Below are 24,466 nucleotides of genomic sequence, written 5' to 3'. Positions count from 1 at the left end.
TACTAACCTGAGGTTTGCAATATGGATAAGCTGCGTGGAATGGAGACGTTTGTCGCGGTGGTAGAGTGCGGCAGTTTTACCGGCGCGGCGACGCGCCTTGAGATGTCGGCGGTGATGGTCGGCAAATATATCGCCTTAATTGAAGGCCAGCTCGGCACCCGCCTGCTGGAGCGAAATACCCGTCGGCAAAGCCTGACCGATGCCGGGCGAGTCTATTTTGACGAGGCGCGACGGGTACTGGAGCAGGTGGCGAATGCCGAGCGTTCGGTTGAACGGTTAAGGCTGGCCCCTGCCGGTACGCTACGGGTGAGCGCGCCGGTTTCTTTCGGCGCCAGCATTATCGCGCCGCTGACCGCCTTCTTTCTGCAGGCCTGGCCGGAGGTACGCGTCGAGCTTGATTTGACGAACCGCATGGTGGACCTGGTGGATGAGGGAATCGATCTGGCGATTCGTATCGGTGACATCCAGCGTACCGATCTGGTGGCGAAGTATCTCGCTCCCTATCGTATGGCGATCTGCGCGGCGCCGGATTATCTGGCGCGCCACGGCACGCCGCAGACGCCCGCTGATTTAGCCGGACATCAGTGTCTTTCGCATACGGTGTGGACCGCGCGCAACGAGTGGCGGCTGCCGGGCGCTGCGGAAGAGGTACGCTGGAAGCGCGATGCGGTGCTGCGCTGCAACGATGGCTACGCGCTGCGTATGGCGGCGGTGGCCGGCGCCGGGCTGTTATTGCAGCCGGAAGTGCTGCTGGCGGAAGATTTAGCCAATGGCCGACTGGTGCGTATTTTGCAAAATTACACGCCGGAACCGAGGCCGATACACCTGCTGTGGCGCCAGGATCTGCGCCCCTTACCGAAACTTACCCGTTTCGTCGAGCATTTGTTAAAGGAAGTGAACGGTATTTATAAGCTATGATTATCGTGTCTGATGAAAGCATTCATCGTGAAACAGTAATGGAGGTATGGATAGATGGGATTATTAAGTTTTGTGAAAGAAGCGGGCGAGAAGATCTGGGATGCCGTGTCCGGCTCCAGCAAGGAAGATCAGGCCGACAAGCTGAAAAAACATATTGATAGTCTTAACCTGCCTGGTGCCGAAAAGGTCAATATTGCCGTAGCGGACGATGGTACCGCGACGGTAACGGGCGATGTCGGTTCACAGGAAGATAAGGAAAAAATTCTGGTGGCGGTAGGTAACGTAACCGGGATCGGCCAGGTCAACGATAGCGTTACTGTGACGCAGAGCGGGGCGGAAAGCCGTTACTATACGGTTAAATCCGGTGATACCCTCAGCGCCATCTCAAAAGCGATGTATGGCTCCGCCAATGACTATCAGCGTATTTTTGAAGCCAATAAACCGATGCTGAAGCATCCCGATAAGATCTATCCGGGGCAGGTGCTGATTATCCCGGCGAAGTAAGCCGTGAATCAGGGATTAATAGCAACGTTTTGATGGAGATTGTAATGGGATTATTAGATCAAATCGGCGGCGTGCTTGGCGGGCAGGCTGGCAAAGCTGAACAACTTCAGGCGATCATGACCTGGATTGAACAGCAGGGCGGTATCCAGGGAATCCTGGAAAAATTCCGCAGCGGCGGCTTAGGTGAAATCGTCGAGTCGTGGCTTAGCCAGCAGAGTAATATGTCGGTGAACAGCGATCAGATTACCTCGGTATTCGGCTCGCCTGCCCTGCAGGAACTCGGCGCCAAACTGGGCGTTGATTCGCAAACCGCCTCATCGCTGATTGCGGAATACCTGCCAAAAATCGTCGATGGCCTGTCGCCGCAGGGCGAAGCGCCGGCCCAGGGCGACCTGGTCTCCGCAGGACTTAATCTACTGAAAGGTAAGTTTTTTAGTTAAGCGCTAGCCGTTTGAGTTTTAACTTATCACATACTACGGGCCTGAATAGCGGCCCGTATTTTATTATCAGCCATAAATTCATCTCATCACGATTATTTATTCTGTATTCCTAATTGACAATTTACCGCTGCGTTGAAAATATCATTATTTTATCTTACCGGAACGGTTATGATAAAATTTTATGATATTTATCGGCTTTCTGCCTGGCTAATTAGTTTTTTTATTTCCTGTAGCCATAAACAAAGTAATTTACCCTTTCGCTAAATAATGCGCATTATCTCCAAAACATAAAAACACCTGCACATCACAACCATTATTAATGGTTCCTGACTTTGGAGAATGCTATGCCGACCAAAGAATCATCGCCGCCGCTTATTGAGAAGCACACCATTGGCTATATTCCGCCAGAAGATCGCCACGGTAAAACCCGCGATCTCTTTACCCTGTGGTTTGGCGGCAACATCGCGCCGCTGCCGATCGTTACAGGCGCCCTGGGAGTACAGATCTTTCATCTGAATCTGCTGTGGGGGATCGCTGCGATTTTAGTCGGCCATCTGGTTGGCGGGGCGCTGATGGCGCTGCACTCGGCGCAGGGGCCGCAGATGGGGATCCCGCAGATGATCCAGAGCCGCGCGCAGTTTGGATCTTTTGGTTCGCTGCTGGTGGTGGCGATCGCCGGGGTGATGTACGTCGGTTTCTTTGCCTCGAACATCGTGCTGGCCGGGCAGTCGCTGCACGGCATCGCTCCCGCGGTTCCGCTACCGGTGGGGATTGCGATCGGCGCGGTGGGATCCTGCGTGATTGGCATCATCGGCTACCGATGTATTCATATTCTCAACCGGATCGGCACCTGGGTGCTGGGCATCGGCATTATGGTCGGCTTTGGCTACATCTTCACTCATCTGCATACCGCCGATTTCTTAACTCGCGGCGGTTTTTCCTTCTCGGGCTGGCTGGCCACCGTGTCGCTGGCGGCGCTGTGGCAGATTGCCTTCGCCCCGTATGTTTCTGATTATTCGCGCTACCTGCCGGCGGATGTTCCCGTCGCCGCGACGTTCTGGACCACATACCTTGGCTCGACGCTCGGTTCCAGCCTGTCGTTTATTTTTGGCGCGGTAGCGGTGCTGGCAACGCCGGTGGGGCTGGAAACCATGGATGCGGTAAAGCTGGCGACCGGTGCGATAGGCCCGTTGATGCTGGTGCTGTTCCTGCTGAGCGTCATCAGCCATAACGCGCTTAATCTGTATGGCGCGGTGATGTCGGTGATAACCCTGGTGCAAACCTTCCTGTGGCGCTGGATCCCCGGCAGTCGTAGCCGTGCGCTGCTGTCGGTCATCGTGCTTATTTGTTGCGTGGCGGCGGCGATCTTCGCCTCGGCGGACTTTATCAGCCACTTTATCGATCTGGTTCTGGCCCTGCTGGTGGTGCTGGTGCCGTGGACCGCGATTAACCTGATCGACTTCTACGCCATTCACAAGGGCAACTACGATATTAACTCGATATTTCAGGTGGATGGCGGTATCTATGGCCGTTACAACCCGCACGCGCTGCTGGCCTACGCCATCGGCATCCTGGTGCAGATCCCATTTATGAATACCCCGCTGTACGTTGGCCCGGTCTCGGCGTGGTTTAACGGCGCCGATCTCTCCTGGCTGGTCGGCCTGCTGGTGACCTCGCCGTTGTACTACTGGCTGGCGAGCCGCGATAGCGCCTGGCGTCGCCGTCAGGTTGGCCTCAAGCAGGCGATGGATTAAGTTATAAAGCGGAGCGCCGCTGGCTGGCCTTACGGTACTGCAGCGGCGTCTGGCGCATCATCTTTTTAAAACAGGTAATGAAGTAGGTCACCTCGCCAAATCCCACCGCTAATGCGATGGCATCAATGCTTTCATCGCTATTACGTAGCAGATCGCAACTGCGTTTTATTCGCCGGGTGAGCAAATATTCATGGATATTGCCGCCGGTCTGCTGACGAAAAACCCGCGAGGTATAGCTGCGTGAAAGTCCGAGGTCGCAAGCCAACTGGTCAAGGGAAAACTTGCTGGCATAGTGGGCTTCGATCCAGTTCATAATCCGCGAGGCGACGGTCTGCTGGCGCGGCGGGTAGCGTTGCGGCTGCTCGGGTAGAAACGTCATTAGCTGCATCATCAAAAACGCCACCTCGCAGGCGGTGGTCTGCTCGTTATCCTCCAGACGCTGAAACTGTTCAAGGATCCTTTCGATAAATGCCGCGTGCTCGCTGAGGTCGTAAATTTGCGCCGGCAGATTGCTGGCGGCCAGCGCCGCGAACTGGGCCTGATGGCGCGGGAAAGCGCTGAGCGCGCTCTCGACGACCGACTGCTCAATGTGCATGGTGGTGCGGTGATAAGGATTTTTATCGCTATGATCGACCTGCACTTTGTGCAAACGGAAGGGCGGGAAGATAAATAATCGCCCCGGACGGGCGGTGTAGTGCTGGTTATCCACCACCACGATGCCATAGCCGCTGGAAATATAAAGCAATTCAACGCATTGATGCCAGTGGTAGTAAAGCACGCTGGTGGTGTACATGCGATTAAACGAAATGGCCTGCCGATCGAGCGTAATACGTTCCAGCAGTTGCGCTTCGCCCATTTTGCCTCCAGGACAACAGATTTAAATTTTTACGCCATCATTTGCAATTTATCCTCCGCGCGGTCGACAAAATCCAGCAAAAATGAAATGGCGGTTTAATTTTGTGAGTCCGCTCACTCAGCGCCGGGAATAAAAGCGGTTACTCTTCATCCAGACGTCGCACACGTGGCTTGATAAAAGCCTAATAACAATAACTTACCTCTACCCTCGTGTTATACGGGAGGACCCTGTGCAACCTGAAAATATTCATCTGGATAACCCACTGACAAGCCGGGAAGAGGTGCTACGGCTGGTCAATGAAATGCTGAATGCGGTAGCGCCTTATTTTAAAAACGACGCCAGCCGCATTGATTTAGCGAACTTCACTGCTCACTACGGCCAGCAGGTTGCGAGCATGGAAACCTTTTCCCGGCTGCTGTGGGGCGTGACGCCGCTATTGGCTGGCGGCAGCGAGCCGCAGCATTTCTCTTTCTATTTACAGGCGATAAAAAACGGCACCAATCCGCAGCATGCCGATTACTGGGGCGAAGTCGCACCTTACGATCAACGCATTGTCGAGATGGCTGCTTACGGACTATTACTGGCGCTGGCGGGCGAAACCGTACTGGCGCACTTCAACGCTGTGGAAAAAGAGAACTTATGGCGCTGGCTAAAGCAGTGCGAGACCCAGGATATCCCGGATAATAACTGGCACTTCTTTCCGATTCTGGTGCAGGTTGGCTTTCATTATTGCGGAATGCCGACCAATCCGCAGGCGCGGGAAGATCATTTTGCCGCCATGGAACGTTATTACCTCGGCGATGGCTGGTACTCGGATGGTCCGGGCCGCCCGCGCGACTATTACATCTCGATGGGCTTCCATTTCTATGGCCTGATTTACGCGAAGCTGATGGCCGATGTCGATCCGCAGCGCTGTGAGGAACTGCGTCAGCGGGCCGCGCGTTTCTCCTCTGACTTCATCCATTTCTTTGCCGATGACGGCGCGGCGATCCCGTTCGGCCGTAGTCTGACCTATCGCTTTGCCGAAGCGGCGTTCTGGAGCGCGGCGGCCTTCGCCGGGCTGGAGGTATTTTCGCCGGGGGTGATTAAAGGCATCGTATTGCGCCACCTGCGCTGGTGGCTGAAACAGCCGATGTTCGATCGCGACGGCGTACTGAGCGTCGGCTACAGCTACCCGAACCTGGCGATGGCGGAAGATTACAACGCGCCGGGTTCACCGTACTGGGGGCTGAAAACCATGCTGGTGCTGGCGTTAGGCGAGGGCGACGCCTTCTGGCAGGCGGCTGAACTGCCGCTGCCGCCGCTGCCCGCGCAGCACACAATAGCCCATGCGGATCAGGTGCTGGTACATCAGGCCGATCACCTGTGGATGCTGACTTCCGGCCATCTGGAGCTGAACAACTTCGTTAATACCGAGGCGAAATACTGCAAATTTGCCTACTCCACCCGCTTTGGTTTCACCATTGAACGGGGGCGCTACGGGTTGAACCATGCCGCTCCCGATTCGATGCTGCTGCTGGCCGAAAAGGATAACTACTGGCGCGGTCGCCGCGAATGCCAGCAGGTGGTTACCGCTGATGGCACTATTTACAGCCGCTGGCTGCCGTGGCGCGACGTGGTGATTGATAGCTGGCTACTGGCGCTGGGCGACTGGCAACTGCGCGTCCACCGCATAGCTACCCAGCGCGCGCTGGATTGCGCGGAAGGCGGCTTTAGCCTGGCGAATCGTCCGCTGCCGCAGGCGCAAGAGAGTGACGGCGCCTGCTGCTTACGCAACGCCCGCGATATCTCGGCGATTTTCTGTTTACATCCGCACGCCCGCCGCGGCGAGACGGTGCTGACGCCGCCGAACAGCAATCTGTTGTTCGCCGAACGTGCGGCGGTGCCGGTGCTGCGCGGCGAGCTCGATGCGGGGACGCATTGCCTGGTAAGCGCGGTATGGGCGGGGAATGCCGCCGACTTCGAACCGCAACACTGCCCACAGGCCTTCATTAGCGATGACGCGGTACGCTTCGTGACGGCACGACAAGAAACGACGCTCGTTCTGGCCCCGGAGGCATCGCTATGAGCACATCATCATCCGTACGCGCCGCGCAGTACAAAATGAGTACCTTTATTTTTCTCTACTTTTTCACCTGGTCATCCAGCTTTGGCCTGTACGCGCTGTGGCTGAGCCAGAAGGTAGGTCTCGATAGCATTACCATCGGCAGCGTGTTCGCCATTAATGGCGTTTTCGCGGTGGTCCTGAAACCGGTGTACGGCTACATCATGGACAAAATCGGCATGAGCAAGTGGCTGCTCTATTTTGTCTGCGCCATTTCCGCGCTGATGGCGCCGTTCTTCGCGCTGGTGTACCAGCCGCTGCTGCAAAGCCACGCGACGCTGGGGATTATCATCGGCGCGCTGTATTTGAGCCTTGGCTGGTACGCCGGGGTGGCGGCTTCCGAATCTTACGCCGACCGCTTTAGCCGCCTGTACGGGTTGGAGTTTGGCCGCATCAGAATGTGGGGTTCGCTGGGCTGGGCGATGGCGGCTTCGGTCTCCGGACTGCTGTTTAACTTCACGCCGCTGGCTAACTTTTTGCTCAGCAGCGGCACCTCGGTACTGATGCTGCTGGTGCTGATTAGCCTCAAAATCGGTGATGAGCAGCTGCGCAATAACAACGTCATTTCCGCGAATAAGATAGTATTTGCCGATGTACTGATGCTGCTGAAAAATCGCAAATTCTGGATGTTCAGCCTCTACGTCGCCGGAGTGGCGTGGATGATGTTCATTGCCGAGCAGCAGTTCCCGCGCTATTTCGTCTCGTTCTTTGCCACCAAAGAGCAGGGCAACGCCTGGTACGGCTATCTGAGTACCGTCCAGTCGGGGATGGAGTTCGTAATGATGATGTTTATCCCATGGCTGGTGAACCATTATGGCGCCAAGCGCGGCCTGCTGTTCTGCGGCTGCGTGGTGGGGGCGCGGCTGATTGCCTCCGGCCTGACCAACGACCCGATTGTCATCTCCATCATCAAACCTTTTTACGGCGTCGAGATCGCGCTGCTGCTGATTTCGGTCTTCAAATACATCGCCGAACACTTCCATCGTCGGGTTAACGCCACGATGTACCTGCTGGGTTACCAGGCGATGATTTATGTCGGATCGATTGTGGTCGCGCCGCCGGCGGGTTACCTGTACGACAAAATCGGCTTTGAGCATACCTATCTGTTGATGGGCTGCTGCGCCCTGACGTTTACGCTGATTTCCGCTTTTACGCTATCGCGCTGCCAGTCGAAGCGCGATGCCTCACGACCCTTTACTCCGGCTTTAGATACCGCCTCGGTTGAACCGGCCAAACATTAATTCAGGAGTTGTTATGACCAAATCTGTTATCACCGAAGCGCTGCGGCCGATAGAACTGCATCAGGTTGACCGCCTGGCGTTGAGCCAGAAACTGGAAGACGCGCTGGCCCGCGTGACGCGCAAGCTCGACAAAAATATCGTTGCCTTCGGCGATAAGTTCCCCGGCGAAGCCTGTGAAAACGGCATCTGGCCGCGTACCGATAACGTAGAGTGGACCACCAGTTTTTGGCCGGGCCAGCTGTGGCTGGCGTGGGAGATGACCGGGAAAGCGCACTACCGCGAAGCCGCCGAGCGCTATTTACCGTCGTTCGCCCGGCGTATTGAGCAGCGTATCGACACCGCGACTCACGACCTCGGCTTCCTTTACTCGCTCTCCTGCATCAGCGCCTGGCGGCTCACTGGCAATGAAGCCGCTCGCCAGTCGGCGCTGCTGGCTGCCGAGCGCCTGATGGAGCGTTTTAACCCGACGGCCAAAATTATCCAGGCGTGGGGCGATTTAAACGATCCGGAACAGCAGGGGCGAATGATCATCGACTGCAATATGAACCTGCCGCTGCTGTACTGGGCCAGCGAGCAGACCGGCGACCCGCGCTACGCGCAGGCGGCAACGGCGCATGCCGGACAGGCGGCGAATTATATCGTGCGTGAAGATGCCTCGACTTATCACACCTACTATATGGATGTGCAGACCGGCGAACCGCGCTTTGGCAACACCCATCAGGGCTACAGCGATACCTCATGCTGGTCGCGCGGCCAGGCGTGGGGCATTTACGGTTTCCTGCTGAGCTATCAGCACACCGGCGATAAGCAGATGGTTGAGCTGTCGCGCAGCCTGGCGCACTACTTCCTCAACCGCCTGCCGGAAGATGATGTTTGCCATTGGGATCTGGCGCTGCTCGGCACCGATGCCGTGCGCGACAGTTCGGCGGCGGCGATTGCCGCCTGCGGCCTGCTGGAGATGGTCAAAGCGCTGCCTACGCTCGACGCCAACCGCGCGTATTACGAAGAGATGGCGCTACGCATTGCGCTATCGCTGACCGATAACTACCTGGCCCACGACGATGACCCTACCGAAGGGCTGCTGCAGCACTCGGTTTATCATATGGGCAGCGGAAAGGGCGTCGATCAGTGCTGTAGCTGGGGTGACTATTTCTATCTTGAGCTGCTGGCGCGGCTGCGACAGATTTGGTACCCGTACTGGTAATCCTCAAGGAATGGAGAACGAGATGAAAAACGTAGCCGTGTTATTAGCCCCCGGGTTTGAAGAGGGGGAAGCGATAGTCACTATCGATATCCTGCGCCGTCTGAATATTGCGGTGCAGACGATTGCCTGCGGCGAGAGTCGCGAAGTGGTGAGCTACCACGCTATCCCGATGCTAGCGGATAGCACCCTGAAGGCCAGCTTCGATCAAACCTTTGATGCCGTGGTGTTGCCGGGCGGCCCGGAAGGCAGTGTTAATCTGGCGAAAAGCGCGGAGGTTATTGCCTTCGTTCGCCGCCACGATGAAGCGGGTAAATATATCTGCCCGATTTGCTCCGCCGCCGCCCGCGTGCTGGGCGGTAACGGGTTACTGAAGGGGCGTCGCTATGTCTGTTCCGGCGATCTTTGGCAGCAGGTGAGTGATGGCGTATACGTGGATGCCGACGTCGTGGAAGACGGCAATCTGCTCAGCGGCCGGGGGCTGGGCAAGGTATTTGATTTCGCTTTCACCCTGGCGGCTCGGCTGCAGGGCGATGAAGCGCCGGCGCGCGAACAGGCGGAACATATTTATTATCCGTGGCTCTAGCCGCTCGGCATGCTGTTGAAGGTTTCACTGCCCGTGTTATGCGGGCAGTGGCTGGATTAGTGGCAGTCTGGTACGCGTTCAGCTTTTTCACGGCTGATATCTAGCAGCGCGCTGCGGAAAGAGGCATTAAACATCGGTCCATGGCCCAGGCCCGGGAAATCCCAAACAGCGGCATCTACCTCTTTCTCTTTCAGCGTAGTCATCGCGGTATTCACTTTTGTTAGCACGTGATCAGCGTTCGAATCCCGCTTATCGCCCGGCGTCGCTGATCCTTCCATAATGACCAGACTTTTGCCGCAGTACGACGCAGGTTCGGCCGTCGTGATGCGGCTAAGTAGCGCAAAGTTATCCCGGCTAAGCGATGGACTGGCGCTGTAATAAGCGTGGAAGTACGAGGACGACAGCCAGGAGTCGAGTACGAACAGGCCGCCGTAGGAGTGGCCCCACAGGCCGCGGCGCTGCGGGTTGATATGCAGACCTTGCTCCGCCTTAAGGGCGATATGCGTTTCCAGCAACTGACGGAAGCCATGACTCCCCCCGTTTTTACGGCCAGTCGGCGTTGCGCCCTTGCTGTTGTCAACAGGCGTATAGTCAAAGGACCGGCCCTTCAGATCGAAAGGCAGGTTGGTCCGATAGCCGACCGCGACGATCACCGGCGGCGATTGCGCCGTGAGCTGTTTGAGCAGCTCGTCAGAAAGTCGGTCCATTACCGCATTACCGTCAAGCATGTATAACACCGGGTAGCCGGTGGGCGGCGCGGCTTTGTTCGGCACTGCCGTCCACACCCGATAGTGGCGTGCGCCGTCGGCGGAATCGAACTGATGGACGCTGAAGTGGTAAAAGGCCGAACCCTTTTCGGCGATATTGGGCCCCAGCGGCTGCATATCGGGTTTTGCTAAGACAGGAGCGCTGTAACTGAGCGTAAGGCAAGAGAAAATGGCAAAAAGCGTCCTGCGCGGGGGCGTGGAGCGAGACTCGCGGGCATACATCTGATGATTTTTCCTTTTCCGCCGGTGAATTTTAATTTTAGCCTGCACATACCGTTTGGGGGTACCGTGCCAGACAGGGTGTTAACAAAAACAATGATAAGAATAATTACCAATTTCATTTAAGGATTGCAATGATTAATAGGAATCGAATGAAAGCGGAAAGGCGTATAGGGCAAATCTCAGTTGTAGGGAATGGAGGGAATATCAGATCGGAGCAGTAAGCGCTCGGAAAGTAAGGATAAAAAGGAATGAGCGGGGACACGGTAGGTGATAGATATGGACTGATGTCTGCAATCAGTCACGCCATGCGACGTGTTTTGATGTTTATTATTATTAAAGGTTGGTATGTAAATAGAGAGATGTAAACGTTCGTGGTTAATATTGTCGTGGTAGGGATGTTTATTATGATGTTTTTTTAAAGATGGATTTCTATTTTATCCAAATGGCGGATTTCTTATTTCACCATAATTTCCCGGTATATTGTTCTTGGTAAATATAGTTGTATGGAGCATTTTTATAAAGTGTATTAACGCGGCAGGGGTCTTGCAAGCGGGAGAGAATATTATAAGGAGGGAAATATTATATCCCTCCACCGGAAATTGAGGGAATGCTATAGGATAATGTGGCCATGGAACGTCCCGCATTTTTCTGGAAAGATGATAAGAAGTGCTTACGCTTTCAATTGATTTCAATTGTTTTTCTTTTTTGCAATCATGGAATTATACACTCGCCATAATGACGCTATCAACATTCCAGGCGCCGGACGTCGTTCGTCCGAAGGAACCCCCTCAGCGGCGTCCAGTCGCATTAGAGAATCGCCGTAACCCTATCATACTACAGGTATAACCGGAGCCACTTCTGGTTATCGTTTTTCTTGCGGCTCTCTCCGGCCAGCGAGCCTGTTGATGGGCAGAGCATCGTCAAAAAAACGCCGTTTTTTTTATATCTTAAGTACGTGATAATTTGCTTTTTTATCAATGAGTTATTGTGTTTTGCTAAGGTAAGTAAAGATAACTTTAGGGGTTGGGTAGATGTTGATAAGAATAATGAAGCTAACTTCATTTTAAATTAAGCGCAAAGCTTACTATCTTGGCATTTAATTCAATCTATTACTTTCTTTACCCTCAGCAGGAAAGAGGTTGTAGACGCTGGTGGTTTATTCATCGGCGCTGTGATAGCGCGTTTGAGTTGGCCGTAACCATCCCCGGTAATCAGGGGAAGCACATTGATTTTTCGGGGGGAGAGAGGGCGGTCTTCTCCTGAAACACTATTCATCCCGCCAGAGAAAACATTATGGAAACTAAAGAGTTTGTTCTGAACGACAAAAAATTCATGTTGGTAAAATTACAAGCGTGGAATCGCCTGATGTTTGTTGCGGATTTACAGAAAGATATTCTTACGCCGCTTCTGGATAACCTGGGCGAAAAATCTCTGGAAGGTGTTTTTTCAGCTGTATCCGAGCAGGGCGCTAAGCCAGATGTAATGAAGTTATTAAAATCACTGTCTGGTGTAATCGATAGTCGTAATTTAGAGAAATGGGTAAAAAGAGTACTCTCTGAGGGAATGATTGTTTCTATCAAAGAGGATGAACAAAAAGTAAAACTATCTTTCCACGAGCTTACAAAACTATTCTCGGCTCCGCAAGATATTATCATACTGATGAAAGAAGCCATTGTATTTAATCTCGATGGCATTCTCGACATTATTAAGGGTATGGGAGGGAAAAAGGCTGATACACCGCAAATAAGCTAAAGAGGAGCTCAGGAGAATAGCTCTTCAAACTATAAGAAAATACATTGAATCAGAAATGGAATAGGGATGTTCCTGGGTGGTTTTGAGCTTATCACCGTGTGTTTTCTTTTTTATTAATAAATATGGACTGAATTTATATGAATGGAACAATAGATTTTTTCTCGCCAACAGGCGAAAAACTCGCAAGCACGGCAGAAATGACAGGGGCTGCCCCGGTCGAAAGCGGAGCGATCCGTTTACCTGTATCTGCGAGGGATGTCACGGGCGTACAAAAGGATAAGAACGCCCTTAATATCTTAATGAAAGATAATCAAAAAATCGTCATCGAAGACTTTTTTGGCGACACAAAAAAGAAGCTGGTTTTTGACGATGGTAAGGAGATTTTTGAGGCTGATTATCTCGACAAAGAACAATTCAATGGTCTGCAATTTAAACCATTACAGAGCTTTGAAGAGGTGTTTACCGCGGCTGAACCAGCCGCGAACGATAGCGATGTTTATGTATGGGTCGTGCCATTAATCGCCGCGGTTGCGATCGGTGGTCTCGCCATTGCCGCCGTTAATGATAACGACGACGGCGGTGATAATAGCCAGGATAAGGCCAAAGCCAAACTCAAGGAAGCGAAAGACGGCGCCAATCAGGCGATCGACACTATGGCGTACCTGAGCAGCGAACAGAAAGAAGCCGCTCACCAGGCCGTTGAAAATGCGACCACCGTAGATGAGGTGCAGAAAGCGCTCTCCGACGCCACGGCGAAAAATCTTGAAGAAGCCAAAGCCGATGCCAATCAGGCGATCGACGGTATGACGCACCTGAACGATGAGCAGAGAGGGGCGGCTCAACAGGCGGTGAACGTTGCGACCGGCGTTGTGGGCGTAGAGGAAGCGCTTGCTGACGCGGTGGCGAAAAACCTTGAGGAAGGCAAAGCCGACGCCAGTGAGGCAATCAACGCCATGGCGTACCTGAGCGACGAACAGAAGGCTGAAGCTCAGAAAGCCGTTGATAATGCGACCAGCGTCGACGAGGTGCAGAAAGCGCTGGCCGATGCCGTGGCGAAAAACCTTGAGGAAGGTAAAGCCGACGCCAATGAAGCGATCGACAATATGGCGTACCTGAGCAACGAGCAGAAGGCCGAGGCACACCAGGCGATCAATGGCGCGACTGACATTGCGCAGGTGGAAAAAACCGAGGCCGATGCCGCGGCGACAAACCTTGAGGCAGGCAAAGCCGACGCCAACAAGGCGATCGACGATATGGCGTACCTGAGCAACGAGCAGAAAGCCGAGGCGCAGCAAGCGGTGAACGACGCGACCGACATTGCGGGCGTGGAAAAAGCGGTGGCCGATACCGCGGCGAAAAACCTTGAGGAAGGTAAAGCCGACGCCTATCAGGCGATCGACGATATGGCCTATCTGAGCGATGAGCAGAAAGAAGCGGCCCGCCAGGCGGTGAAAGACGCGACGGACCCGGCGGGCGTAGAGAAAGCGCTGACTGATGCCGTGGCGACAAACCTTGAGGAAGGCAAAGCCGACGCCAATAAGGCGATCGACGACATGGCCTATCTCAGCGACGAGCAGAAAGAAGCGGCTCACCAGGCAGTGAACGACGCCACCGATATTGCGGGCGTGGAGAAAGCAGAGACTGCTGCCGCGGCGACAAACCTTGAGGAAGGCAAAGCCGACGCCAATAAGGCGATCGACGGCATGACCTATCTCAGCGACGAGCAGAAAGAAGCGGCTCACCAGGCGGTGAACGACGCCACCGACATTGCGGGCCTGGAGAAAGCCGAAGCCGCCGCTGCCGCGAAAAACCTTGAGGAAGGTAAAGCCGACGCCAATAAGGCGATCGACGACATGGCCTACCTGAGCGACGAGCAGAAAGAAGCGGCTCACCAGGCAGTGAACGACGCCACCGACATTGCGGGCCTGGAGAAAGCCGAAGCCGCCGCTGCCGCGAAAAACCTTGAGGAAGGCAAAGCCGACGCCAACAAGGCGATCGACGACATGACCTACCTGAGCGACGAGCAGAAAGAAGCGGCTCACCAGGCGGTGAACGACGCGACAGGCGTGGCGGGCCTGGAGCAAGCGCTGGCCGATGCTACCAGCAATAACCTTGATGGCGCGAAAGATAGCGCCAACAAGGCGATCGACGCTATGGATAACCTGAGCAAGGATGAAAAGGACGCAGCCCATCAGGCGGTAAACGACGCCACTGATATTGCGGGAGTGGAGAAAGCTCAATCCGACGCCGCCACCCTCAATGCTGAAAACGAACCGTCATTCCTGGAAGATATTCTCAGCGGCATCTGGAATGCGATTATTGCCATTCCGAAAGGATTGTTAGAAGCACTTAAATCGGTTATTCCGATGTTAAGTGATTACCACTTTTTGCTCGAATCCGCGCCTGCGGCACTGACCGGCGTCGCCCTGGTCGCCTGGGAAGCACTCGTTGAAGTTATTCACGTGCCATTAAGCTTTATTTCCAATATGGTTCAGTGGGTTACAGGATTTATCACCGGTATTCTGGGAGGGATATGGGGACCATTAGGAACCATTCCACATATCTTTAATGGTATACTGATTCTCGTAGATGGCCTGGGTAACGGCTTAAAAATTATTGTAGAGAGTATCGGTGTTGGTCTTATTAGCCTGCCTGCGATCGTTACCGGCGCCATCGGCTGGGTGATAACCCTGGTTAAAGGATTTACCGCCTTACTAAACGGTGATTCCTCCGCGATGGAGGATTTCGTCGCTGATTTCTCGCAATCGCTATTGCAAAACCCACTGATTCCATTAGTACTGGGCGATTTGTTCGTCGCAGTTATGGCTATTCCTAAGCTAGGCGTTGAAGTTATAAGCGTCATTGCCGAATGGATTCTGGGAATTATTACAGGATTCCTGCAGTTTATACCGGGATTAATACCTATTGCCAGTGTGGTTTCAGATTTCACGCTGGCTATTGACGGCGTTCTTATTGCTATTCATTATGGCTTAAGTAATGTTGTCAACCTGGTCACGAAACTGGGCATGGCGCTGATCATGGGTCTCCCGATCGCCATGAGTGCTGGGACATCGGCGGTAACCATAATCGAAGCCTTTATAAAAGGGATGCTGGGTTTAAACTCGGATTCCGATACTCCAGATACGCCGATCAATAATTTCATTGACTCCATTATTGACTTTATTTCTTCGCCGATCGAAGGCCTCAAAAATATTTTCTCCTCTATTTCCAATAGCATTCAGGATTTCTTTAAAGATCCACTAGGCTTTATTGGGAATATGATCCAGAGTGCTATTGATGTTATTCTTGCGCCATGCAAGTTTATTATTGATACAGTAGGTTCTATTATTGATTTTATTGCCGCGCCGTTTGAGGCTATCGGCAAAGTTATTGGTAATCTCATAGAATGCATTGGTAACTTCCTCAGCGATCCGTTTGGCGCTATTGGTAACATATTCCAGGATATCATAGATATTATTCTTGCGCCGTGTAAGTTCTTTATTGATACGGCTAGCTCCATCTTTAACTTTATTACTAATCCGATTGATTCGATATTAAAACTGCTTGGCGATCCTCTTACATTGATGGTCAAATTTATTAGCGACCCAGTCGGAACGGTTACAGATATTATTAACTCGGTCATTGATGCCATCTTGAGTCCATTTAAGGGAATCATTGATTTTGTCTCCGAAGTTATTTATGGCATCACTCATCCGCTGGAAACGATCTCTAATATCATTAACGATATTGTCGCGAAAATTTTTGGCGGTTCCTCCAATGACAATGTGGCCGCCAATGCGCTCAATACTTTAGCTGATTCCGTTGAAACTGCTGCCGAGGCGGCGAAGCCAGCGGCTGAAACCCTTGATAAACTGCTCGTTAGCGCAGAAAAAACGGTTGATAATCTTCTGGAAAAATCTGTGGGTGAAGGCAGCGAGAAAAGTTTGTCTACTGATGATTTGGCCACCATGACCAATACGCTTAATGAGTTAGCCACTTACTCTGATAGCAACGTAACTTCGCTTAACGAAATGGTTGATTCGCAGACTTCTCAGGCTTCACAGGCTTCTAAGGAAGCAGTAAACGAAGAGTTGACTGATGAACAGCTCGCTTCGCTGACGGAGGAAAATAATGCCAACGATATCAATTTGGATTCTCTGGTAGGTGAGGAAAACAATTCCGTCGTGGCAGAAAACAAAGTTACTGAACAGCAACAAGGTGCTGAAGATTCTGGAGAATATAACGCACTGAATCAAATCGTCAATCAGCTACAGCTAAATGAAGAAAGTTATCAGTATGCTGCTGCTTAATTCTAAGTAATACCTTTCCCGGCTGCTACATCGGTTAGCCGCCGGGATTGGTCAGCCACATAGCTTTACAGTATGTGGTTCTCAACGGTGTCATGAGATGAGCCTTCATGCACGATACCAGATATACATCATCATGGAATGATAACGCGTTGTATTTATAATTCAGGGAGCTATCCAGTGGGACTTACTCATAAAGCACGACTCTATTTATCCGTTGCCATAGGAAATCTGTTAATGATTGCTAGTGCTTCCTGTGAGCTTATCACTTTTCCCGTTTCATTTGTTAATGAGGATAAATCATCAACGTCACCAGAAACTCCACAACCAAATAAGCCACTATCCAATGATGCCCCAGTTGTATATGCTAAACCGGTTGAAAAAACTCAACTTGCAAAACAACTGCCGCCTGCTGCACCTGCAGATACGGTTATAAAAAATATTATTTCTTCCAAAGAAAAATATAATCTGCACAGCGCAATGCTGATGGCCGTTAGCTGGCACCCGGAAATTAAACGGGCAATAGCTGAATCGGAAAGACTAAAATCGATGATAGATGAGGTTAAATCTGCATATTATCCTAATGTGCAAATGGGCCTTAATTCCGGTATCGCCAAAGATGATTATAGTGATGATAATAATAAAACCAATCAACTCAACTTATCAGTTGAGCAGATGATTTATGATTTTGGTAGCACCAGTGACCGGGTTGAGCTCTCTCAACTGAATGTCGCCAGCGCCAGCTACGAAATAGAAAAAGAGATTAATGATATTCTTTATCAGACGATTGGCGCCTATTTGCAAATAGTCCGCTATCATCAACTCAGCGCTGCGGCAAAGGAACGTATTGACGGTTTTTCTAAGATCAAAGATTTAACGAAAAAACGCGTTGCGCTGGGGGCCAGCGCTGAATCTGATTACTCTCAGGCAAACCTCAGAGTAGCCGAAGCACTCTCAAACTATAATGATTATATATCACAATATAAAAAATGGCTGGCAACGCTGGATCATCTATTAAATAAAAAAATATCAGCCAGTATTATCATGGAGTTCCCTAATGAAATCGAAGAACTCTATAATAATATCTTACGTGATAATCCAGTTAATACTGACTCACCGGCAATCAGGATTGCCAGAGCTAAAATTGATATCGCCAAAAAACAAATCGATGTCCAAAAGAATGAATATTATCCGACAATAACGTTGGCGCCTTACTATGAACATGATTTGACTGAACAATCGACTAACAATGGCACCACCAAAAACCGCGACCGTTATGGCGCATTTATTAATGTAAAAGTCCCGCTTTATCAGGGCGGATCTGTATCTTCTAAGGTACAGCAAGCACAAGAAGCGCTCAATACTGCGCAATTTAACTTAGATGCTGAAAAGAATAATGCCGATCAGAGGATAATGGAATATTCGAGCCAAATGCGAAACACCAAAATCAGCCTGGAAAACAAACGCGAAAGGGAGCAGAGCGCTATAAGAACGCGTAATCTTTATATGTCACAGTATCTGGAGTTGGGGGCTCGCTCGGTTTCCGATTTAACCAGCGCTGAAGCCGAGATCCATCAGACCAAAGCCGACATCATTAATAGTCATTATACCGTGTCGAACCTTGCCATGGAAAGTCTGTACTATGCTGGCAAATTAATTAATTTAATGAAAAATAAAGGATGATATAGTGCAAGATATGGATTTCTTTTCCTCTATGGAAAATGACAGTGGCGCCAAAGAGTACTATCTGGAGCAGTGGAAAAGCGCGTTAGTGACTATCGCGCACCATTATCGTCTCAATGTTTCAGAACAGAATATCCTGATAACATCTTTATGGCATGATAAAGATTCAAGCAGTAAAGTTGTAGAGATTATGAGTCGCCGGGCAGGGCTTTCTTTTAAGGAAGACGCTGTTGCGGGTTATCGCTTTAATTCGTGGTTGTTTCCGCAAGTGCTGGAAATGAAAGATGGCCGTCTGGCCATTATCAAGAGTATTGATGAAGATAAAAATTTTGTTGTCTCGTTTATTGAAGATAATGAGCTGATCTCACTATTACAAGAAGATGAGGTCCGCGCTGAAGGTCGTAGAATTATCACGCTGCGCCCGGCCAAAAATGTCTCCGACCCTCGCATTGATGATTACATCAAGCCGGCTGAAAAGTACTGGGTCTGGAAAATTATTTTTGCCGACATGAAACCATACTATCTGGTCATACTGGGGTCTCTGTTTGTCAATGTGCTTGGTCTGGCCGGTATTACTTACTCTATGCAGACCTACGACCGCGTCATTCCAGCACAGTCACATCCTACAATGTGGGTGCTTTTCATTGGTGTGATCCTGGCGCTTATTTTTGATTTCACCTTGCGCTTAATTCGCTATAGCGTAACTGATATCCTCGGCAAGCGTGCAGACTTGATTATTTCAGACAGGGTCTTTGGTCGTGCCTTGAGGATTAAAAACCCTTATCGCCCGAAATCAACAGGGTCGTTCATTTCTCAACTAAAGGAACTGGAACAGGTTCGTGAAATGATGACTTCGTCAACCGTCGTTGCCATCACGGATTTACCGTTCTTCTTTATGTTCCTGGTAATTATCTATTTTTTGGGGGGAATTGTCTTCCTCGTACCTTTAGCTGGGGCCATTCTTATGGTGCTTCCTGGTCTATTAAGTCAAAAGAAACTGTTCAGGTTAGCCAACACGGCTACGCGAGAATCCAGTCTGCGTAACGCCATGCTGGTCGAAACGGTTCAAGGGCTGGACGACATCAAATTTTTGCAAGCCGAGCATCGCTTTCAACAGCAATGGCTGCACTACATTAAGACGACGGCAGAAAACAGTCTGGAATTAAAGCATCTGACGCATACCTTAACAACCTGGTCATATTTCGTCCAGAGTTCGGTGTTTGTATGCCTGGTACTGGTAGGAACTCCCTTTGTTATGTCCGGCGATCTGTCAACCGGGGCATTAGTGGCCTCATCCATTCTGAGCTCAAGAATGATGGCGCCTATTGCGCAAATAGCGAGCATCATAACTCGTTGGCAACAAACCAAAGTCGCGATGACTGGTCTCGACTCGATAATGCAATTACCCATCGATCAACCGGAACATCAGCGGTTGATTCACAAGAAATTTATCGAAGGCCAGTATTCGATTACCAACGCGGCTTTTACGCATCAGGTAGACGGTCAGAAAATAGCGGTGAGTATTGATTCGCTGGAGATCAAAGCGGGTGAGCGTATTGCCATTCTTGGGCGCAATGGTTCGGGTAAGTCATCGCTGTTAAACGCGCTTTCAGGGATGATGCATCAGAAGTCCGGCGAAGTAATTCTGGATGGTATCAATATTAATGATATCGATCCCGCCGATCTGCGTCGTGATGTTGGATACCTGAGCCAAAACTCTCGACTATTTTTCGGTTCGCTTCGTGAAAATATTACACTGGGATCCCCCTTGGCCCAGGATGAAGATATTATTGAAGCCATTAAGATAACCGGTGCCATTAATTTCATCAACCAGCTACCATCGGGTTTAGATTATATTATCCAGGAGGGTGGGCACGGTCTTTCTGGCGGACAGCAGCAGACTATTCTGTTGGCTCGACTGGTATTGCGTAATCCTAATATTGTTATTATGGATGAACCTACTTCCTCACTGGATGATGTGACAGAAGATGAGTTCGTCAAAAAAATGAGCAACTGGATTTCCGGTAAAACAGTTATTATTGCTACCCATCGTAAGAAAATATTGGATCTTGTTAATCGAACTATCGTGGTGTCTGGCGGTAGGGTGGTGTTAGATAAACGCAAAGATGAAATTATTGATGATATGTAATTAATATATTGCCACTAATTATATCATTATATTTTGCCCAGCTATTTTAAATGATGGTTTTTAATGAAAAATATACCAGGAAAAGTAAAAAAGAATTTTATACTTACAAAGGACTTTTGTAAGAATGTTTTTTTTACAACGGATAAGGATGCGACTCATAGGGTACGAGAGACTGACGAGTTTACGCTTGCCGACACGCATGGCGGCGTTAAGACTAGCCGGGCATTGTATATATTGCTCAGCGTTATCTTTTTTCTCAGCGTATTTTTGCTGTGGGCTTCTATGTTTAGTATTGATGAAGTCTCGAAAGGCGATGGGAGGGTTATCCCCAGCTCGAAAGAGAAGATCATTCAATCTCTTGATGGTGGGATTCTCGATAGAATCAACGTTACTGAAGGACAGATAGTTCAGGTGGGGGATATTATTGCTAATCTGGATACGATAAGAACCCAGGCTGCAGTGATGGAATCTGAATCCAAATATCGGGCGCTATTGGCCAGCAAAGTTAGACTTTTGGCGGAGATTAGCAATCGTCCTTTAGTTTTTCCTGATGAATTACATGATTTTGCAGAAATCACCGATAGAGAAATGGTGCTTTATACTTCGCGGAAAAATAATTATATCGCGTCGATGAAAGATATTCAGGCGTCAAGAGTATTATTGAATAACGAACTCGCGATTAACACTCGACTTATGGCCCAAGGGGCGTCAAGTAAAGTTGATGTTATCAGACTCAGGAAGCAGCTCGTCGATCTGAATATGAAAGAATCAGAGCTAAACTACAACTATCAGGTAAAATCTGGAGAGGAACTATCGAGAATTTCCGGAGAAGTTGATTCGTTATATCAGAAGATCATCGGTCAGCGCGATCTACTGAAAAAATCGACCATCACTTCTCCAGTCAGGGGCATTGTGAAAAATATTGAAGTTAACACTATTGGTGGCGTCATTCCCCCAAATGGAACTATCATGAACATCGTTCCCCTTGATGACCGATTACTTATCGAGGCTAAAATATTGCCACGTGATATCGCTTTTATTCATCCAGGACAGCGTGCGATCGTCAAAATCACCGCCTATGACTACTCAATCTATGGGGGACTGGATGGTGAGGTGGTAACAATTTCACCTGACACGATTTCCGATCCTCAAAAACCGGAAGTTGTTTTTTATCGTGTTTATATCAGAACCACGAAGGACCATTTGCAAACTAAAGATAATAAACAGCACTTTATTTCTCCTGGGATGGTGGCGAGTGTAGATATCAAGACCGGCAAAAAGACAATCCTTCAGTACCTGATTAAACCATTTAACAAGGTTGGTGAAGCGCTTAGGGAAAGATAGCCAGATGGGGCTTATGCTGGCGAATCACCGTATGTCAAAACTAAAACGGGTTTCTGTCACCAGGGGGGCGTCATACCAGATGCGTCCCCCTGGACCGGGAGAGGAAAAGCAACCGGAGGTAATAGAAGGCGTCCGGTTTATTATCATTAATATCCGCGTGGCGTCTCAACGATCTCACGACGACGTCGCGGAATCGACTCCCACAATTGCTGACTGGTGACCAGTAAAATATATCTTGTTGATAATACATTAACCTGATTGATTACAATAAAAAACAGGCATGCGATGCACGAAAATTATCGGGATATTGAAGCCATCCCGCTTGAGTTGTATGGTAAGGTCTTTTCCTGTCTGATAAAAAAATTCGGGGAGATGAATATTTACATTTCCTTTTTCACTGTTATCTCCGTAAAACTTCTCTACTCTTTTACTGTGAAAAGTATAAATATCATCCATTCTTGTATAGGTAAAACTAATCACTCTCCTGATATTTATCCGAACACCATTGTCTACCGCATAACCATACATTGTTAACTCGCCTTTATTACCGCCAAAAATAAAACCATAACTTGCATCTAATTTAAAATCATTGTTAATGAGAGTATGGCGGCTATGGCATGAAATAGCACTGTCGGTATTAAATGGAGAAGGTAAATAAAAATATACCCCTGCAAAAGCGCCTAAACATGCAAGTGAGCATAAAATGGATTTATATCTCATGGTGTTTCCTCTAATTCTCTCGCTATGGTAACGGAGCGACAGTCTTGTTGTTTTTTATTATATGTAGCGCAGTTGATTATGTTTATTTTTGATTGCATCGGAGATACGGTAAAAAAAACGTTCTCTTTATTAAAGCAGGGTAACCCGACACTTTTCATTATGTTTTTAATTTCATTTTCAGAATATTGATCACCTATAGTGTAGATGAAGCAGTTCGTGGATGAGAGTTGGTTATAAGATTTGAATATATTATCGTTAGTGAAGGTTATGTACATGAATCCCAATACGGTTATCAGTATTAATAATATAGCTCCGGTGAATAAAACGTAGCGGGTTTTTATTTGTAATCTATTCTTTTTCGCAACCTGAATCGTTGACGTGAGGACCATATCAGAACCAAATTCGGGAGGAAGCGATACAGGTATCTCCTCGGTGAAGTGTTTTTTGCCGATTTCAACGGACGGCACTGGTTCTATATCCTTTTCCGCTGTGCCTTCTGGTGTTTGATTACTCTCATTGAGTTGAAACGCCGGGGGGGTATCCTGCGTAATTAATACACTGACACTATTGTTAAAAATAATACCATGACGTGGGACGGTTTCAATAACATCACATAATTCCAGCTGTGCCAGTTTTCTGCGTAGATGTAGTATGCACTGATAAAAAGTATTAGAACTCACCGTGGACTCTCGCTTCAAGCCCCAGGCGTACAGGATTAGCTCATCCTGAGATACAAGACGTCCTTGGTTTTTTAATAACCTATCCAGACAAAGGCTTGCTGGAACATGAAGTTTAAGTTTTGTTCCAGTATTCATGTCCTCTATTGTTCTGCGAAATGGAATAAATTTAACACGACCATTAATTATAAAGTAATGATTATTTTTTGAGCCGCTTTCTTTTTCTTTGATCATTATAAAATCCTTTTATATTAATGGTTTATTTCTTCCGCGCTAAGACGAGTAGGATAACTTAATATGAAATAAAATCTCTAAATTAAGGCATAACTAAAGTGAATAAGAATAAGAAATGACTTTTCAGTGTAAACCAATCAGAAAACTATCTATTCTTCACAATAGAAAGCGAAGCGCTTTATTAGTTTGCTTTGTAATAAAAAAAGAATCAACAACAACAATGAATTTCAGAATGATTAAAATTGATGATGACTTATCTGTTATACATTGTGCTTTGACGATGGAATATCATTTTTATGTCAAGAATCAATATGTAAAATTGGGTCTTGATACGATGTATGATGAGCTTAGACTGGGTGAAAAAAGTAAAATATATATACTTGAGGAGCTTGGTTTCCTTAGTGTCTATACTTTATTATATATGATTCATTTGATTTATGAACGCAGGGATGCCTCAATCATCATACTGAGCGATAGAATCGTTCAGGGAGATGCGTCTTTGTTCTTTGTATCAAAACGTTCATCAATAGATGAGTGGCGTAAAATATTACTGGTTGATAATTCAAAACAAATTAAAGTATTAATTTCGTATTACTATTCAATTTGCAATGGGGAAGGGTTAACCCAACAGGCGCATGCTGTTTTACTGATGACCCGGGGAATTAAAACCATTGGCTCTATATGCAATACGTTGAATCTTAACCGGAAACAAGTTTCATATTATCACTCAAAACTCAAAGAGAAACTTGGTTTGAATGACCCGATGTTATTTTATAACTATCTCAACTGGTTATAACAGCGCGCTGGCCCCGAAGGGGTGAGCCGCGTTGCGGCGAATAATCGAACGCAGTTCGATGGAGAGTCCGGTTGCAGAAAAGCAAAAACCCAGCCATAGGCTGGGTTCTCTGAATAAGTGGTGCCCGGACTCGGACTAACGCCGCAGGCGTTGAACAGCACGCTTGTCGCGCTGGCCCCGAAGGGGTGAGCCGCGTTGCGGCGAATAATCG

18 protein-coding genes are annotated in these 24,466 nt (G+C 49.2%); 14 read left to right on the top strand and 4 right to left on the bottom strand.

The window, feature by feature from the left end; translation table 11 throughout:
- Positions 1-21 precede the first annotated feature (21 nt).
- The 4 genes from PGR23_RS20830 (at position 22) to PGR23_RS20815 (ending at position 3,616) form a co-directional block, all read left to right on the top strand.
- Complete coding sequence (locus tag PGR23_RS20830) at positions 22-918, top strand: LysR substrate-binding domain-containing protein (RefSeq protein ID WP_430915654.1); 897 nt, start codon at positions 22-24, stop codon at positions 916-918.
- Positions 919-972: 54 nt separating this feature from the next.
- Positions 973-1,422: a peptidoglycan-binding protein LysM gene (gene lysM / locus PGR23_RS20825; protein ID WP_015369692.1), complete on the top strand. Its 450-nt coding sequence runs from the start codon at positions 973-975 to the stop codon at positions 1,420-1,422.
- A gap of 14 nt (positions 1,423-1,436) precedes the next feature.
- Positions 1,437-1,862, top strand: a complete 426-nt coding sequence (locus PGR23_RS20820; RefSeq protein ID WP_396280087.1) for a YidB family protein — start codon at positions 1,437-1,439, stop codon at positions 1,860-1,862.
- Between the two features lie 344 nt (positions 1,863-2,206).
- Positions 2,207-3,616 (top strand): purine-cytosine permease family protein, encoded by a 1,410-nt coding sequence (locus tag PGR23_RS20815; RefSeq protein ID WP_047042982.1) that lies wholly within the window; start codon positions 2,207-2,209, stop codon positions 3,614-3,616.
- Between the two features lies 1 nt (position 3,617).
- Here the strand turns inward: PGR23_RS20815 and PGR23_RS20810 are convergent, their stop codons facing one another.
- Positions 3,618-4,472, bottom strand: a complete 855-nt coding sequence (locus tag PGR23_RS20810; RefSeq protein ID WP_015369696.1) for an AraC family transcriptional regulator — start codon at positions 4,470-4,472, stop codon at positions 3,618-3,620.
- Positions 4,473-4,701: 229 nt separating this feature from the next.
- On the opposite strand from PGR23_RS20810, the gene PGR23_RS20805 reads away from it, so the two are divergent.
- Genes PGR23_RS20805 through PGR23_RS20790 form a run of 4 tightly spaced genes read left to right on the top strand, consistent with a single transcriptional unit; the run spans position 4,702 to position 9,604 of the window.
- Positions 4,702-6,540, top strand: coding sequence for a DUF2264 domain-containing protein (locus PGR23_RS20805; RefSeq protein WP_396279401.1), 1,839 nt, complete (start codon positions 4,702-4,704; stop codon positions 6,538-6,540).
- On the top strand, positions 6,537-7,817 hold the full coding sequence (locus PGR23_RS20800; RefSeq protein WP_015369698.1) for an oligosaccharide MFS transporter: 1,281 nt from the start codon (positions 6,537-6,539) through the stop codon (positions 7,815-7,817). Before PGR23_RS20805 ends, PGR23_RS20800 begins: the two co-directional genes overlap by 4 nt.
- 13 nt (positions 7,818-7,830) lie before the next feature.
- On the top strand, positions 7,831-9,021 hold the full coding sequence (locus PGR23_RS20795) for a glycoside hydrolase family 88 protein (protein WP_396279402.1): 1,191 nt from the start codon (positions 7,831-7,833) through the stop codon (positions 9,019-9,021).
- Between the two features lie 22 nt (positions 9,022-9,043).
- Positions 9,044-9,604: a DJ-1/PfpI family protein gene (locus PGR23_RS20790; protein ID WP_063416509.1), complete on the top strand. Its 561-nt coding sequence runs from the start codon at positions 9,044-9,046 to the stop codon at positions 9,602-9,604.
- Positions 9,605-9,660: 56 nt separating this feature from the next.
- Here PGR23_RS20790 and PGR23_RS20785 read toward each other — a convergent pair whose 3' ends face one another.
- Complete coding sequence (locus tag PGR23_RS20785) at positions 9,661-10,593, bottom strand: alpha/beta hydrolase (protein ID WP_047078368.1); 933 nt, start codon at positions 10,591-10,593, stop codon at positions 9,661-9,663.
- Between the two features lie 1,293 nt (positions 10,594-11,886).
- On the opposite strand from PGR23_RS20785, the gene PGR23_RS20780 reads away from it, so the two are divergent.
- From PGR23_RS20780 to PGR23_RS20760, 5 genes are all read left to right on the top strand, one after another.
- Positions 11,887-12,345, top strand: a complete 459-nt coding sequence (locus tag PGR23_RS20780) for a phage tail assembly chaperone (protein WP_047042966.1) — start codon at positions 11,887-11,889, stop codon at positions 12,343-12,345.
- A 137-nt stretch (positions 12,346-12,482) separates the two neighbouring features.
- Positions 12,483-16,655, top strand: coding sequence for a phage tail protein (locus PGR23_RS20775; protein WP_396279404.1), 4,173 nt, complete (start codon positions 12,483-12,485; stop codon positions 16,653-16,655).
- Positions 16,656-16,889: 234 nt separating this feature from the next.
- Positions 16,890-18,335, top strand: coding sequence for a TolC family protein (locus tag PGR23_RS20770; RefSeq protein ID WP_165430587.1), 1,446 nt, complete (start codon positions 16,890-16,892; stop codon positions 18,333-18,335).
- 13 nt (positions 18,336-18,348) lie between these two features.
- Positions 18,349-20,484, top strand: coding sequence for a type I secretion system permease/ATPase (locus PGR23_RS20765; protein ID WP_063416570.1), 2,136 nt, complete (start codon positions 18,349-18,351; stop codon positions 20,482-20,484).
- Positions 20,485-20,547: 63 nt separating this feature from the next.
- Positions 20,548-21,828 (top strand): HlyD family efflux transporter periplasmic adaptor subunit, encoded by a 1,281-nt coding sequence (locus PGR23_RS20760; protein ID WP_047042957.1) that lies wholly within the window; start codon positions 20,548-20,550, stop codon positions 21,826-21,828.
- 249 nt (positions 21,829-22,077) lie between these two features.
- Here PGR23_RS20760 and PGR23_RS20755 read toward each other — a convergent pair whose 3' ends face one another.
- Both PGR23_RS20755 and PGR23_RS20750 read right to left on the bottom strand, forming a co-directional pair.
- The gene (locus PGR23_RS20755; RefSeq protein ID WP_080957272.1) at positions 22,078-22,548 is read right to left on the bottom strand and encodes a hypothetical protein; all 471 of its coding nucleotides are present in this window, start codon (positions 22,546-22,548) and stop codon (positions 22,078-22,080) included.
- Complete coding sequence (locus PGR23_RS20750) at positions 22,545-23,459, bottom strand: winged helix-turn-helix domain-containing protein (protein WP_430915653.1); 915 nt, start codon at positions 23,457-23,459, stop codon at positions 22,545-22,547. Before PGR23_RS20750 ends, PGR23_RS20755 begins: the two co-directional genes overlap by 4 nt.
- Before the next feature lie 232 nt (positions 23,460-23,691).
- Here PGR23_RS20750 and PGR23_RS20745 point away from each other — a divergent pair, with 232 nt between their 5' ends.
- Complete coding sequence (locus PGR23_RS20745; protein WP_047078904.1) at positions 23,692-24,255, top strand: hypothetical protein; 564 nt, start codon at positions 23,692-23,694, stop codon at positions 24,253-24,255.
- Positions 24,256-24,466 lie beyond the last annotated feature (211 nt).

This window comes from Klebsiella sp. 141162 (genome assembly GCF_050600755.1).
In the GTDB taxonomy this organism is placed as follows: Bacteria; Pseudomonadota; Gammaproteobacteria; order Enterobacterales; family Enterobacteriaceae; genus Klebsiella; species Klebsiella aerogenes.
The sequence above is the reverse complement of the archived record's forward strand: the minus strand, read 5'-3'. Positions and strand labels throughout refer to the sequence as shown.

Excerpts from the sequence above, each read along its gene's own strand:
- PGR23_RS20830 (WP_430915654.1), top strand. The coding sequence starts at position 22 with ATGGATAAGCTGCGTGGAATGGAGACGTTTGTCGCGGTGGTAGAGTGC.
- lysM (WP_015369692.1), top strand. The coding sequence starts at position 973 with ATGGGATTATTAAGTTTTGTGAAAGAAGCGGGCGAGAAGATCTGGGAT.
- PGR23_RS20815 (WP_047042982.1), top strand. The coding sequence starts at position 2,207 with ATGCCGACCAAAGAATCATCGCCGCCGCTTATTGAGAAGCACACCATT.
- PGR23_RS20810 (WP_015369696.1), bottom strand. The coding sequence starts at position 4,472 with ATGGGCGAAGCGCAACTGCTGGAACGTATTACGCTCGATCGGCAGGCC.
- PGR23_RS20800 (WP_015369698.1), top strand. The coding sequence starts at position 6,537 with ATGAGCACATCATCATCCGTACGCGCCGCGCAGTACAAAATGAGTACC.
- PGR23_RS20795 (WP_396279402.1), top strand. The coding sequence starts at position 7,831 with ATGACCAAATCTGTTATCACCGAAGCGCTGCGGCCGATAGAACTGCAT.
- PGR23_RS20790 (WP_063416509.1), top strand. The coding sequence starts at position 9,044 with ATGAAAAACGTAGCCGTGTTATTAGCCCCCGGGTTTGAAGAGGGGGAA.
- PGR23_RS20785 (WP_047078368.1), bottom strand. The coding sequence starts at position 10,593 with ATGTATGCCCGCGAGTCTCGCTCCACGCCCCCGCGCAGGACGCTTTTT.
- PGR23_RS20780 (WP_047042966.1), top strand. The coding sequence starts at position 11,887 with ATGGAAACTAAAGAGTTTGTTCTGAACGACAAAAAATTCATGTTGGTA.
- PGR23_RS20775 (WP_396279404.1), top strand. The coding sequence starts at position 12,483 with ATGAATGGAACAATAGATTTTTTCTCGCCAACAGGCGAAAAACTCGCA.
- PGR23_RS20770 (WP_165430587.1), top strand. The coding sequence starts at position 16,890 with ATGATTGCTAGTGCTTCCTGTGAGCTTATCACTTTTCCCGTTTCATTT.
- PGR23_RS20765 (WP_063416570.1), top strand. The coding sequence starts at position 18,349 with ATGGATTTCTTTTCCTCTATGGAAAATGACAGTGGCGCCAAAGAGTAC.
- PGR23_RS20760 (WP_047042957.1), top strand. The coding sequence starts at position 20,548 with ATGAAAAATATACCAGGAAAAGTAAAAAAGAATTTTATACTTACAAAG.
- PGR23_RS20755 (WP_080957272.1), bottom strand. The coding sequence starts at position 22,548 with ATGAGATATAAATCCATTTTATGCTCACTTGCATGTTTAGGCGCTTTT.
- PGR23_RS20750 (WP_430915653.1), bottom strand. The coding sequence starts at position 23,459 with ATGATCAAAGAAAAAGAAAGCGGCTCAAAAAATAATCATTACTTTATA.
- PGR23_RS20745 (WP_047078904.1), top strand. The coding sequence starts at position 23,692 with ATGATTAAAATTGATGATGACTTATCTGTTATACATTGTGCTTTGACG.